This is a genomic window from Nocardia sp. NPDC004860, from assembly GCF_040609015.1.
In the GTDB taxonomy this organism is placed as follows: Bacteria; Actinomycetota; Actinomycetes; order Mycobacteriales; family Mycobacteriaceae; genus Nocardia.
The window spans coordinates 1-12,932 of record NZ_JBEXJI010000057.1 but is presented as its reverse complement, the minus strand read 5'-3'; the positions used below and the strand labels follow the sequence as shown (position 1 = coordinate 12,932).

The following is a 12,932-nucleotide window of genomic DNA, read 5'->3' as shown; positions in this document are numbered from 1 at the left end:
TCCATCGCGGCCATCACACTCATGTGCCGAGCCCAGCGCAACCCGGACACCCCGATCCGGGACGCCGACCTGACCGGCATCCTCGTACCGAAGAAGTAGCGTGGCAGCGTTTTCCCTCGGTGGCGGGCCGGTCAGTGGCGGGCCGGCCGCATCTCCTGGGCCTTGGTCTTCGCACCTTGGACGATGAGGTGCCAGCCGCCGGGATCGCCGCGCAGTATGGCCTCCGCGGTGTCCTTGAGCTGCTCCCAGGTCGCGTGCGGCGGAATGGGCGGCACCTCCGGGTCCGTGTGGAAGTCGAGGAGCACCGGCCGATCGGCGGACAGCGCGGATTCCCAGGCGGGACCGACCGCGTCGGGACGGTCGACCGCGATCGCGGCCAGGCCCATGCAGCGCGCGACGTCGGCATAGGAGACGTCCGGAAGCGTCTGCGACTCTTCGAATTTCGGCTCGCCACCCATGGCTCGCAGTTCCCAGGTGACCTGGTTCAGGTCGTTGTTGTGGAGCACGCACACGATCAGTCGCGGGTCCTCCCACCGATCCTGATACCGCTCGACGGTCAGCAGTTCGGCGAGGCCGTTCATCTGCATCGCCCCGTCGCCGACCAGGGCGATGACCGGACGGTCGGGGCAGGCGAATTTGGCGCCGATCGCGTACGGCACGCCCGGCCCCATGGTCGCCAGCGTGCCCGACAGCGACCCACGCATGCGGCCGCTGAAACGCAGGCAGCGCGCGTACCAGTTCGCCGCCGAGCCCGAATCGGAGGTGATGATGGCGTTCTCGGGCAGGCGCTGCGACAGCTCCCAGGCCACCCGCATCGGGTTGACCGGCTCGGCATCGAGCATGGACTGGTGCTCGATCGTCTGCCACCAGCGGGCGACACTCTCCTGGATGTCGATCGTCCAGGCTCGGTCGGGGTTCGGTGCGAGCATCGGAATCAGTTCGGCCAGTGTGGCTTTGGCATCGCCGACCAGGTTGACCTCCGTCGGATAACGCATACCGATCATGGTGCCGTCGATGTCGATCTGAACGGCGCGAGCCTGTCCGAAGTCCGGAAGGAACTGTGCGTAGGGGAAATTCGAGCCGACGATGAGCAGGGTGTCGCAGTCGCGCATCAGTTCGTAGCTGGGCCGGGTGCCCAGCAGGCCGATCGCTCCGGTCACGAACGGCAGCTCGTCGGAGAGCACGTCCTTGCCCAGCAGTGCCTTCGCCACACCGGCGCCGGTCAGCTCCGCGATGCGGGTCAGTTCCGCGGTGCAGCCGCGTGCGCCCTGTCCGGCCAGGATCGCGACTCTGGTTCCGGCATTGAGGATTTCGGCCGCGCGCTCGATGTCGGAGCGGGGTGGAACCACTCTCGGCGCCGACATGGTGCCGGGCGAACTGGACGGTACCTGCTTGAATTCGTGCTCGGGCGCCTCGTACTTCTCTTCCTGCAGATCGGACGGGATGATGACCGTGGTCGGCGCGCGCCGGGTGACGGCGGTGCGGAAGGCGCGGTCCAGCGCGTTGGGCAACTGGCTCGACACGTTGACCTCGACCAGATAATCCGAGGCCACATCCTTGAAAAGGCTCTGCAGATCCACTTCCTGCTGGTAACTGCCGCCCATGGCGCTGCGCGCGGTCTGACCGACGATCGCCACCACGGGCACATGGTCCAGTTTGGCGTCGTACAGCCCGTTCAGCAGGTGGATCGCACCGGGACCCGAGGTCGCGGTGCACACCCCCACATGACCGCTGAACTTCGCGTACCCGGTCGCTTCGAAGGCGGCCATCTCCTCGTGACGCGCCTGAATGAACGCGGGCTTTCCGTCGGCGCGGCCGAACGCCGCGATGAGCCCGTTGATTCCGTCGCCGGGATATCCGAAGACCTGTTCGACCCCCCATTCCCGTAGCCGCTCCACGACATGATCGCTCACTTGCCGGGTCATGACGCCTCCTGTCCCTGTTGCCGGATCACTGCGAACAGCGCCCGAGTACCCCCGCGCCCGCACCCCAATCGGCAGGTGATTACCCGGGCGTAGCGGGTATCCGCGCGACAGGAGAGCCGAAAACCTCATGTGACCAGTGGAGGCGCGCCGATGCCGGCAGGATCCGATCACCAGCTACGACGCGGGCAACGCGCCCGCTTTCCCCTGGATGCCGTCGCCGACGACCTGACGCGCGCGGTCGCCGGGGAGGTGCGCTTCGACCCGGGATCGCGGGCGGCGTATTCCACCGACGCCTCCAACTACCGGGCACTGCCGCTCGGCGTGGTGGTCCCCCGGACGCCCGAGGATGCCCAGGCCGCGATAGCGGTGTGCAGTGCGCACGATATGCCCGTTCTGTCCCGGGGCGGAGGCACCAGTCTGGCGGGCCAATGCTGCAATGCCGCGGTCGTTCTGGATTGGACCAAGTACTGCCACCGCGTCGTCGACGTCGATGCGGAGGCGCGGACCGTGGTGGTCGAGCCGGGTATCGCCCTGGACGTGCTCAACAACGAACTCCGTCCCTACGACCTCATGGTCGGGCCCAAACCGTCGACACACGTCAGCTGCACCATCGGCGGCATGATCGGCAACAACTCGTGCGGTTCCACCGCCCAGGCCTACGGGAAGATGGTGGATTCGGTCCGCAGGCTCGAGGTGCTGACCTACGACGGCACGCGCATGTGGGTCGGTCCCGGGCCGGCGGGCCTCACCGATCCGCTGCGGTCTTCCCTGTGCGATCTCGCTGATCGCTACGCCGACGACATTCGCAAGTCCTATCCCGACATCCCGCGCCGGGTATCGGGCTACAACCTCGACTCCCTGCTTCCGGAGCGCGGATCCGACGCGGCGAAACTGCTGGTCGGCAGTGAGAGCACGCTGGTCACCGTGTTGCGCGCCGAGCTCGAGCTGGTCCCGGTTCCCGCCGCGAAAGCGCTGGTGGTGCTGGGCTTCCCCGATGTGTTCACCGCCGCCGACGCGGTGCCCGAGGTGGTGCGGCACCACCCCGCCGCGCTGGAAGGGCTGGACGGGCGGCTCGTCCAGCTCGAACACAGCCGCCATCTCGCCGGGCGCGCGATCGAGCAGCTACCGGACGGGAAGGCCTGGCTGATGGCGCAATTCGATGGCGACACCCAGGACGCGGCCGATACCGCCGCCCGGGACATGATGCATGCGGTCGAGCGCCACACCGGCGCCAACACCAAGCTGGTGGACGATCCGGAGCGCGAGGCCGAGCTGTGGTCGGCTCGCGAGGCCGGGCTGGGTGCCACCGCGTATCCGCCCGGTGGACGCGAAACCCACGAGGGCTGGGAGGACGCCGCCGTGCCGCCGGACCGGCTCGGCGACTATCTGCGTGACTTCGAGCGGCTGCTGCAGCGGTTCGGCTACGAATCCAGCTCGCTCTACGGCCATTTCGGGCAGGGCTGCGTGCACACCCGCATCCCCTTCGATCTGCGCACCGCAGCAGGCATCGCCCACTACCGCGAATTCGTCACGGACAGCGCGCATCTGGTGACGAGCTACGGAGGGTCGCTGTCCGGCGAGCACGGCGATGGACAGTCCCGCGCCGAACTGCTCCGAATCATGTTCGGCGACCGGATGATCGACGCCTTCGGAGAGCTGAAGCACCTGTTCGATCCGCGCAACCGGATGAATCCGGGCAAGATCGTCCACCCCCGCCCCCTGGATGGCGATCTGCGCCAGGGTGTGGCCTATCGGCCGTGGGAACCCGCGACGCATTTCTCCTTCCCGGAGGACGGCTTCCGCTTCAGCCATGCCGCCAATCGCTGTGTCGGCGTTGGCAAATGCCGCGGCGAGAGCGGCGGCGTCATGTGCCCCAGCTACCGCGCGACCCGCGAGGAGGAACATTCGACCCGCGGCCGGGCCCGGCTGCTGTTCGAAATGCTCGAGGGCGATGTCATCACCGACGGCTGGCGTTCCACCGAGGTACGCGACGCCCTCGACCTGTGCCTGGCCTGTAAGGGCTGTCGCAGCGATTGTCCGGTCGATGTGGACATGGCGACCTACAAGGCCGAATTCTTCTCGCATCACTACCACCGTCGGCTGCGGCCGATGGCGCACTACTCGATGGGCTGGATTCCCCTGTGGGCCCGGCTGGCCACCGCCGCCGCGCCGGTCGTCAATGCCGTGACGCACGCACCGGGGCTGCACCGGATGATCGCGCGGGCGGGCGGCGTGGATCCGCGGCGTCAGTTCCCTCGATTCGCCCGTGCCCGCTTCACCGAAACCTTCACCGGCGAGCACGATCTCGTCACCGCGCGACACGGTCGAGTGTTGCTGTGGCCGGACACGTTCACCAACAACTTCGAACCCGGCATCGCGCACGCCGCCGTCGACGTACTCACCGCCGCCGGATTCCAGGTCGAGATTCCGGACCGGACCGTGTGCTGCGGGCTGACCTGGATATCCACCGGCCAGCTGCCTACCGCCCGACGGGTGCTGAAGCGCACCCTGCGCATCCTGGAACCCATTCTGCGCGAGGGTATTCCGGTTGTCGTGCTGGAACCCAGCTGCGCCGCGGTGTTCCGTTCGGACCTCCCGGAACTACTCCACGGCGACGAGGATGCCCACCGCCTGGCCGGGCAGACCCACACGCTGGCCGAGTTGCTCGCCGACCGAGCCCCCGGGTGGGCGCCGCCACTGGCCGGCGGATCCGCCATCGTGCAACCGCATTGCCATCACCACGCCATCCTGCACTTCGACCGGGATCGGGAACTGCTCGCCGCCACCGGCACCGAGGTCGAGGTCCTGGACGCCGGATGCTGCGGTCTCGCAGGAAATTTCGGCTTCGAGCGGGGGCACTACGAGGTGTCGGTCGCCTGCGCGGAGGACGCGCTGCTGCCCGCATTGCGCGCATGTTCACCGGAAACCGCTATCGTGGCGGATGGGTTCAGCTGCCGTACCCAGATCCGCCACCTCCTTCCCGAGGCGCGCCCCCACCATGCGGCCGAGCTGCTCGCTGCCGCGATTCGAGGCGAATCCCTGTGAGTACCCCACTCATCGACGACATCACCGTCGAGACCTATCGATTCCCCACTCCGCAGACCGAGGCCGACGGGACACTGGCCTGGGACGCGACCACCGCCGTCGTCGTGTCGATTCACGCCGGACACGAACGCGGGCTGGGCTGGACCTACAGCTCCCCCGCGGCCGCGACGGTCGTCGCCGATCACCTCGCGTCGTTGCTGCACGAGACCTCGCCCGACGATGTCACCGACACCTGGCTGCGGCTGCGACGCGCCTGCCGCAACTTCGGCACGCCGGGAGTCGTGGGGCATGCGCTCAGCGCGGTGGACATCGCCCTGTGGGATCTCAAGGCCCGCCTGATGCAGGCACCGCTGGAGTCGCTGTTCGGCTCCGTACGCCGGGCCACCGCGGTCTACGGCTCGGGCGGCTTCGTCAATCTCACCGATGACAAGCTCACCGAGCAGGTCCTCGGCTGGGAGACCGCGGGCTGCACCGCCGTCAAGATCAAGATCGGGGTCGACGCCGAACGTGATGTCGAACGAATCACCCTGGTGCACAAGCTCCTCGGCGACAGGACCGCCATCATGGTCGATGCCAACGGTGCGTACACGCCCGGTGCGGCCTGCCGGGTCGGCGCGGAACTCGATCGGCTCGGCGTCGTGTGGTTCGAGGAACCCGTCACCAGCGACGACCTCGCCGGGCTGCGCACGGTCCGCGACGCCGTCCGCTGCGACGTCGCGGCGGGGGAATACATCTACAGCGAGTACGACGCCGCACGCCTGATCGATGTCGTCGACTGCCTGCAACTCGACGTGACCCGCTGCGGCGGCTACACCGGATTCCTGCGCGGTGCCGCCGTGGCCGCGGCCAATCACCGCGACATCTCGGCCCACTGCGCCCCAGCCCTGCATGCCGGCATCGCCGCGGCGGTGCCGCGGCTGCGGCACATCGAGTGGTTCGTCGATCACGCCCGGCTGGAACCGCTGCTGGTGACCGGGGCCCCGCGGGTCGTGGACGGCAGGATCGCGCCGCGCGGGCAGGACGCCGAGCCGTACGGGCACGGCATGCGCCTCTCGGAATCCGCTGCGCCATATCGTATTTCAGCCCCTGCCGATTCCGCCGAGTGACAACACCCGCCGGGTGAGCCACGACTGCGGGCTGCGCCGGTGCGCCCGACCGTCGAATTCGCCGTGCGCGCCGTAGTCGTGGCCGTCGGCCTCGTCCAGCGGTGTCCAGAGATTGTCCGCCCGCCCCGGCGCGGGCGCGTCGGTCTGCTGGCTGTCGAAGCCGGTGCGGGCGAGGTACCGGTCCAGCAGCGCCGGGGCCAGCCGTTGCGCGAGCACGGTGCCGACGGTGCTCGCACCCACCCAATACTGTTTGTGCCGTGGATGCCGGGCCGCGAAGGCGATCGCTCGCGCCACCACCTCGGGCTGATAGATCGGCGGCACGGGCTGTGGTGTGCGCGGTAGCCGCGACAGCACCCACGAGAACTGCGGAGTGTTCACCGCCGGCGCCTGCACGATGGTGATGTGCACATTGCTGTGGTCGTGCAGCAGCTCCACCCGCACGGCTTCCACGAACCCGTTCACCGCGTGTTTGGCTCCGCAATAGGCGGACTGCAGCGGAATCGACCGCTCCCCCAGCGCCGACCCGACCTGCACGATCGCACCCCGATCCCGTGGCCGCATCCGCGCCAGTGCCGCCCGCGTCCCGTGCACCGACCCGAGATAGGTCACCTCGGTGACCCGCCGGAACTCCAGCGGATCGATCTCGCGAAACGGCGCGAACACCGATGTGAACGCCGAATTCACCCACACGTCAATGGGTCCCAGCTCCTCCTCGATCCGGGACGCGGCGGCATCCACCGCGGTGTACTGGGCGACGTCGACCGGAATCGCCAGTGCCCGGCCGCCCGCGGCGCACACATCCGCGGCGGCGGCCTCGAGACCAGCGCGCCCGCGCGCCAGCAGTGCGACCGACGCCCCCTCCGCCCCGAACCTGCGGGCAGCGGCCCGTCCGATCCCCGCACTCGCTCCGGTGACGACGACGACCTTCGGCTCATATCGGGTGTTCGGCTTCATGCCCGCCGGATACCACCGCGTCCCCTCGCTAACCACCCCGCCACGTTTCGAACCCCGTCCCCGGCGTTTCGCCTCCGACCGGCGGGCTATAGCGACACCATGACACCAGTCTGGAAGATCGAGAACCCGACCCCTGCCCGTCTGCGAGTGACACCGGGAGTGCGTTTCGACGTGGTGGTCATCGGGGCCGGCCTCACCGGCCTGGTCACGGCACTGCTGCTGGCCGAGAACGGCGTCGAGGTCGCGGTCCTGGAAGGACGGCGCATCGGCGATGGCACCACCGGCGCCAGCAACGCCAAAGTCAGTCTGCTGCAGGGAATCCGGGCACAGCGCATCAGGCGCCGGCACAGTGCGGCCATGCTGCGCACCTATCTCGACGCCAACCTGGAGGGGCAGCGGTGGCTGCTGGAGTACTGCGGCGGCCACGCTGTCGCCTGCCAGGCCGCCGACGCCTACACTTACGCCCGCTCCGAGCGCGAACTGCCGCGCGCCCGACGAGAATTCGGTGCACTGCGGGAGGCGGGGATGCCGGTCGAGTTCGCCGAGCGGATCGACGCGCCGTTTCCGATTGTGGGCGGCGTGCGGCTCGCGGCACAGGCTCAGCTCAATCCGATGTCGTTGCTGGCCGCGCTCGCCGCCGATGTGGAATCGCACGCGGTACCCATCCACGAATCCAGTCTCGTGTCCGGGGTGAGCACCGCCGCCACCGGCGACTACCTCATCGACACCGAGCACGGCCCGGTCCACGCAGGCACCGTCATCCTCGCAACCGGGACGCCGATTCTGGACCGCGGCGGATTCTTCGCCCGCCTGGTGCCATTGCGGTCCTACCTCACCGCGTACCGGCTGCCGCAGCCACTGTCCTCCGACATGTACATCACCGCCGGCGCACCCACCAGATCCGTCCGCACCGTGCCCGACCCCGAGGGCGACGTACTGCTGGTCGGAGGCAACGGTCACGTGGTCGGGCGTGAGGACCACACCGACAACCAGATCGCCGACCTGCACGAGTGGACCGAACGCTGGTACCCGTCGGCGACACCCCTGACCAGTTGGTCCGCACAGGACTACCTGCCGATCGGCGAACTCCCCTACGCCGGTCCGCTGCTCCCCGGCAACGACGGCATCCTGCTCGCCACAGGTTACGCGAAATGGGGATTCACCAACGCCGTCGCCGCAGCCCAGGTCCTGCTGGGACATATCACCGGCAAACCACCGGACTGGGCACACGCCTTCGCCACCTGGCGGCCCGATGAACTGCGATCATTTCCGGCCGCCGCCCGGTCGAATGCCGGCGTCGCACTGCAATTGTGCGCGGGCTGGTGGCACCTGGCCCGCACCGGCACCGACCCCGTCCGGCCCCAGGAAGGCACCGGACACGTCGAGCGCCGCTTCGCCCGCCCGGCCGCCACCTGCACCGTCGACGGCACCACCACCACCGTCTCCGCGATCTGCCCGCACCTGGGCGGCATCCTGCGCTGGAATCCGGCCGAGAAGTCCTGGGATTGCCCGTTGCACGGCTCCCGCTTCGCCGCCGACGGCACCCGTCTCGAAGGACCCGCCACCCACCATCTGACCCCGCTGGCACCGCCCAGCGCAGGGCCGGACCCGCGCTAGCCCCGAGCGGATCGAAATACCGTGAAACGCTGGGTTATTCGCGACGGCGCCGGAATCGGCGGCCAGGCTCACACCCGCGACCGGGTTCGGCGACGCTTCCACCGGGTCGGGCGGACCGATCGCGCCGTCACCGCCGCCATCGCGCGGCTCCCGGTCTCCTCACTCGACCCCGCCCTGCTATGTCTCACTCGCAGCGCGGATTTCGGCGCGCTGTGGTTACTCATCGCAGGTGTGCTCAGCACTCGTAAGGGCGAGCAGCGGCGAGCCGCCGTCCGCGGTGTCGCGTCCCTCGGGTGCGCGGCCCTGCTGGTGGACGCCATTCTCAAGCCGGTCATCGCGCGCCGCCGACCGGCCGCCGATCTCCTACCCGCACACCGGCGGCTGGGCCCCCGGCCCACCTCATCGTCGTTCCCCTCGGGGCACAGCGCCGCCGCGGCCGCGTTCGCCACCGGGGTGGCGCTCGAAAGTCCGCGCACCGCACTGGTTCTCGCGCCGCTGGCGGCCACCGTCGCCTACTCGCGGATTCACACCGGCGTGCACTGGGGCAGTGATGTCCTCGTCGGCACGGCCATCGGCTCGGGCATCGCCCTGGCCACCCGGCATTGGTGGCCGGCCCACATCCCGGCCGCGGCGCAATCGCGGGGTATCGCGGGCGCGCCGGCGCTCGCCGATGGCAAGGGGCTGCTGGTGCTGGTCAATCCGGCCGCGGGCGACCCGGCTGTGGATCCGGCCGCGGACATCTCAGCCCTGTTGCCCGCGGCCACGCTCGTGTACACGGACCCGGGCGGCGACCCCGTGGAATGCCTCCAGCGAGCGCACCGCAATTGCACACCGCCACCGCTGGCGCTGGGCATCGCGGGCGGCGACGGCTCCCTCGCCGCGGCGGCCACCGTCGCACTGCGCCACGGGCTACCGCTGGCGGTGTTCCCCACCGGCACTCTCAACCATTTCGCCCGCGACCTGGGAGTACGGGATCCGCGCGAGACGGCTGCGGCCGTCGCCACCGGCGACGTCGTCGGCGTGGACATCGCACGCATCGAGTTCGATGACGAGACCGGACCGAAGACCAGGCTCCTGCTCAACACCGCCGGTCTGGGCACGTACCCCGATCTGGTCCGGACCCGTCGTCAATGGCGATCGCGGTGGGGCCGGTGGCCCGCCTTCCTCGCCGCACTCCTGCTCGCGCTGCGCCGGGCACACCCCGTCGAGATTCATATCAACGGTGGCAGGCAACGGGTATGGACCCTGTTCATCGGCAACGGGCCTTATCGGCCGCAGCGTGCCGTCCCTGCCTTTCGTGACCGCCTCGACGCCGCGTTGCTCGATATCCGTTGGCTCCGAGCCGATCGGCCCTGTTCTCGCGCCCGGGCGGGGGCCGCCGTTCTGTTCGGCACCATCGGTCGCACCCGGCTGTACGGCCAATCCCGCCCCCGCGAGCTGATCATCCGCCTGCCCACCAGGGAACCGCTGACCGCCGACGGCGAAATGATCGGCACCGCAACCCGGATCCACGTCGAGTTGGCCGGCCGCCTTTCCGTCTACCGCCCCGCACGCGGCGACTCGGCGTTCCGCGCTGACCCACCCCGGGGGAAACCACAATAGGTGCACCCCACGACACCGATCCACCGATCCCAGCCGAGGGCCGCGCGGTGCCGAACCGCGCGACCCCGATGCCACGGCCCAGTCAACGCGGGACCGGGGATACCGGACCGTGGCGGTCCGTGATCAGGCCGGGACGACGTGGGTGGAGCGCCGCCAGATCCGATGCCGGGCAAACAGTTCCGCGACTGTAGCCGAGGCTGCCGGAGACAATGTCAGCACGGCGCTCCGGACATCATCGGTGCGGCGGCGTCCGCGCATCATTTCTTGAAGGCGTCCTTGACCTTCTCGCCCGCGTCCTTCAGGTTGGATTTGGCCTGGTCGGCCTTGCCCTGATTCTCGCGCTGCTTGTCGCCGGTCGCCTGGCCGAATTTCTCTTTGGCCTTGCCGGCGAGCTGGTCGGCTTTGTTCTTCGTCTTGTCGGTTGCGCTCATGATCGTTTCCTTCCCATGGGTGCCGTATTCGAGGGCCACCGACGTGACCCGTTCCTCGCCTACCCGCGTTCCCGCACCCGAAACGTAGCCTCAGTCCGTTTCGCAGTACTGCGGTATCTCTGCTCAGGCGATCGGGCGTTGCGGCGCGTGCGGCGCGCGAGCCGGCTCGACAGGTCAGTGCATGGACCCGTCGAGACGGGGTAGGCGAGAAACGAACAACGACAAGGAGCTTGTTCTCCGGGCAGGTGACGAGAACCCGCCCGAGCAGACCACCAGCACCGCCCGAGGAGCCGATCATGACCGCAGACGACACACCATCGGAACACACACGGACGCAATCGGATCCGAATACGGCACTCCTGATCTACGGGATCGTCCCCGCGGACGCCCACCTGGAGGTGCAGGGCATCGGCCGGCATCCGGCCCCGATCCGGACCGTGCGGCACGGCTCGATCGCGGCGGTGGTCAGCGAGGTCCCGGTCGAGCAGTCACTGGACCGGGCCGAAGACCTCCGGGCCTTCGCGAGTCTGGTGGACGACCTGGTCGGCGCCATGCCGGTCATTCCCGTTCGATTCGGTGCCGCACTCGTCGACGACGAGGCGGTGGAAACGGGCCTGCTGCAACCCAATGCGCAACGCTTCCAGGCCGCCCTCGACGAACTGTCCGGGCAGGCCGAGTATCTCGTGCGGGGACACTATGTCGAGGACACCGTGCTGCGCGAAATCCTGGACGAGAACCCGCAGGCCGCCGCGCTGCACGATGCCATCCGCACCACACCGCCCGACGCCACCGATGACGCGCGCATCGCCCTCGGCGAGATCGTCAATGCCGCAATGGAAGACAAGCGGCACGCTGACAGCGAGACGCTGATACGAGCGCTCGCACCGCTGACCGGGCAGATGTCGCTGCGCCCATCCACCCAGGAGAACGAAGTGGCCGATATCGCCGTGCTCATGCCCCTCACCCAGGAGGAGGCGCTGGTGCGCACCGTGGACAAGGTGGCCGAACTGTGGTCCGACCGGGTGCACCTGCGTGTCGTCGGCCCGCTGGCGGCCTGGGACTTCCTCGCCGTCGAACCGGACAGATCATGATCGGCACAACGCGGGCGGGTTCGGCCCGTCGGTTCCCGATGGCTGTCTCCTTGTTCCTGGGCTACTCCCGGCCCGTGTCTCCGCGACACCGGACGAGTTCGGCGACGACCGGTAATCCGCACCGCACTCGATCCAGGCGGCCACTCCCGACCGTTTCACCGTCGGCTTCGCGGGTATCGCGACACCGGAGAGACAGGAGATGGCGATGACACTGATCCAGCCACACCAACCTGCGCAGATCGATACCGCCGCCGACGAGCTGGCGGGCAAGGTCGCCCTGGTGACCGGAGCCGACAGTGCCATCGGTCGCGCCCTGGCGATCACTTTCGCCCACGCCGGAGCCGACGTCGTACTCGAGTACAAGAACGAACAACACCGAGCCGAGTGGACCCGCCGGCTGGTGCTGGAGTGCGGACGGCGAGCACTGCTGGTGCAGGGTGACGTGAACGGCACCACCCACGGCTACGCCGTAATGGACGCGGCACTGCGGGAATTCGGCAAGATCGACATCTTCGCCTCCACGATGCCGCACCTCCCTTGACCGAAAGGCCCAGTCATGCCGAAGGAATGGACGAACAAAGAGGAACGCCAGTACGAGCACATCCGCGATTCCGCCGAGGACCGCGGCGCATCCCCCAAGCGCGCCAGGGAGATCGGCGCTCGCACGGTGAACAAGAACCGCGCCCGAGCCGGCAAGACCGAGACCGCGAGCCGCACCTCGCTCGAGGGCAAGTCCCCGCAGCAGCGCGGAGGCCAGCGTTCCGGGCGCCGTGGTCCCAAGGGACTCACCCGGGACCAGCTCTACAACGAGGCCAAGCAGCGCAATATCAAGGGCCGCTCCGCCATGTCCAAGGCTCAGCTCGCACATGCGCTCGGCCGCGACTGAACCAGCCGAGCAGGAGGCGAATACCAATGGCACGCCCGAAGCCGACGCCTGACGATCCAGGCGACCTGAATACCCACGCCCAGGCCGAGGTGGAGCGCGCCGGCATCCCGGCGCGATAATCCGGTCATGGGTTCTTCTTCTCCTGCCGAACTGCCCGCGGAATCACTGGTATGGGCAGCGGGGACATACCCAGGGCCGCGGACGGGCAGCTTCCGGTTCTGGTTCGCCACCCGCCGCTGGGAATGGTCACCCGAGCTCTACCGCATGCACGGCTA

Annotated in this window: 10 protein-coding genes; 7 read left to right on the top strand and 3 right to left on the bottom strand. The window is 68.9% G+C overall.

Going from position 1 to position 12,932, the window contains the following annotated elements:
• Positions 1 to 131: 131 nt before the first annotated feature.
• Complete coding sequence (locus ABZV44_RS45190; RefSeq protein ID WP_354851485.1) at positions 132 to 1,925, bottom strand: thiamine pyrophosphate-requiring protein; 1,794 nt, start codon at positions 1,923 to 1,925, stop codon at positions 132 to 134.
• Positions 1,926 to 2,075: 150 nt separating this feature from the next.
• On the opposite strand from ABZV44_RS45190, the gene ABZV44_RS45185 reads away from it, so the two are divergent.
• Both ABZV44_RS45185 and ABZV44_RS45180 read left to right on the top strand, forming a co-directional pair.
• Complete coding sequence (locus ABZV44_RS45185) at positions 2,076 to 4,970, top strand: FAD-binding and (Fe-S)-binding domain-containing protein (protein ID WP_354851482.1); 2,895 nt, start codon at positions 2,076 to 2,078, stop codon at positions 4,968 to 4,970.
• Positions 4,967 to 6,076, top strand: coding sequence for an enolase C-terminal domain-like protein (locus ABZV44_RS45180; RefSeq protein WP_354851479.1), 1,110 nt, complete (start codon positions 4,967 to 4,969; stop codon positions 6,074 to 6,076). Before ABZV44_RS45185 ends, ABZV44_RS45180 begins: the two co-directional genes overlap by 4 nt.
• On the opposite strand, the gene ABZV44_RS45175 is transcribed toward ABZV44_RS45180, so the two are convergent.
• Positions 6,050 to 7,030, bottom strand: a complete 981-nt coding sequence (locus tag ABZV44_RS45175) for an SDR family oxidoreductase (RefSeq protein ID WP_354851476.1) — start codon at positions 7,028 to 7,030, stop codon at positions 6,050 to 6,052. The genes ABZV44_RS45180 and ABZV44_RS45175 overlap by 27 nt on opposite strands.
• A 99-nt stretch (positions 7,031 to 7,129) precedes the next feature.
• Here ABZV44_RS45175 and ABZV44_RS45170 point away from each other — a divergent pair, with 99 nt between their 5' ends.
• Positions 7,130 to 8,647 (top strand): FAD-dependent oxidoreductase, encoded by a 1,518-nt coding sequence (locus tag ABZV44_RS45170; protein WP_354851473.1) that lies wholly within the window; start codon positions 7,130 to 7,132, stop codon positions 8,645 to 8,647.
• 21 nt (positions 8,648 to 8,668) lie between these two features.
• Positions 8,669 to 10,249 carry a phosphatase PAP2 family protein gene (locus ABZV44_RS45165; protein ID WP_354851470.1) on the top strand — a complete coding sequence of 527 codons (1,581 nt, stop codon included), beginning with the start codon at positions 8,669 to 8,671 and terminating at the stop codon, positions 10,247 to 10,249.
• Between the two features lie 257 nt (positions 10,250 to 10,506).
• Here ABZV44_RS45165 and ABZV44_RS45160 read toward each other — a convergent pair whose 3' ends face one another.
• Complete coding sequence (locus ABZV44_RS45160; protein WP_354851467.1) at positions 10,507 to 10,680, bottom strand: CsbD family protein; 174 nt, start codon at positions 10,678 to 10,680, stop codon at positions 10,507 to 10,509.
• A 296-nt stretch (positions 10,681 to 10,976) separates the two neighbouring features.
• Between ABZV44_RS45160 and ABZV44_RS45155 the strand changes: the two genes are divergently transcribed.
• The 3 genes from ABZV44_RS45155 to ABZV44_RS45145 all read left to right on the top strand — a co-directional run bounded on the left by ABZV44_RS45155 (position 10,977) and on the right by ABZV44_RS45145 (position 12,657).
• Entirely contained in the window at positions 10,977 to 11,771 is a 795-nt protein-coding gene (locus tag ABZV44_RS45155) for a GvpL/GvpF family gas vesicle protein (RefSeq protein WP_354851464.1), read from the top strand.
• Between the two features lie 205 nt (positions 11,772 to 11,976).
• Positions 11,977 to 12,312: an SDR family NAD(P)-dependent oxidoreductase gene (locus ABZV44_RS45150; RefSeq protein ID WP_354851462.1), complete on the top strand. Its 336-nt coding sequence runs from the start codon at positions 11,977 to 11,979 to the stop codon at positions 12,310 to 12,312.
• 15 nt (positions 12,313 to 12,327) lie between these two features.
• Positions 12,328 to 12,657: a plasmid stabilization protein gene (locus ABZV44_RS45145; protein WP_354851459.1), complete on the top strand. Its 330-nt coding sequence runs from the start codon at positions 12,328 to 12,330 to the stop codon at positions 12,655 to 12,657.
• Positions 12,658 to 12,932: the final 275 nt, after the last annotated feature.

Bases quoted from the DNA above. Each gene is read 5' to 3' on its own strand.
- ABZV44_RS45145 (WP_354851459.1), top strand. From the start codon at position 12,328: ATGCCGAAGGAATGGACGAACAAAGAGGAACGCCAGTACGAGCACATC.
- ABZV44_RS45155 (WP_354851464.1), top strand. From the start codon at position 10,977: ATGACCGCAGACGACACACCATCGGAACACACACGGACGCAATCGGAT.
- ABZV44_RS45160 (WP_354851467.1), bottom strand. From the start codon at position 10,680: ATGAGCGCAACCGACAAGACGAAGAACAAAGCCGACCAGCTCGCCGGC.
- ABZV44_RS45150 (WP_354851462.1), top strand. From the start codon at position 11,977: ATGACACTGATCCAGCCACACCAACCTGCGCAGATCGATACCGCCGCC.
- ABZV44_RS45190 (WP_354851485.1), bottom strand. From the start codon at position 1,925: ATGACCCGGCAAGTGAGCGATCATGTCGTGGAGCGGCTACGGGAATGG.
- ABZV44_RS45185 (WP_354851482.1), top strand. From the start codon at position 2,076: ATGCCGGCAGGATCCGATCACCAGCTACGACGCGGGCAACGCGCCCGC.
- ABZV44_RS45170 (WP_354851473.1), top strand. From the start codon at position 7,130: ATGACACCAGTCTGGAAGATCGAGAACCCGACCCCTGCCCGTCTGCGA.
- ABZV44_RS45175 (WP_354851476.1), bottom strand. From the start codon at position 7,030: ATGAAGCCGAACACCCGATATGAGCCGAAGGTCGTCGTCGTCACCGGA.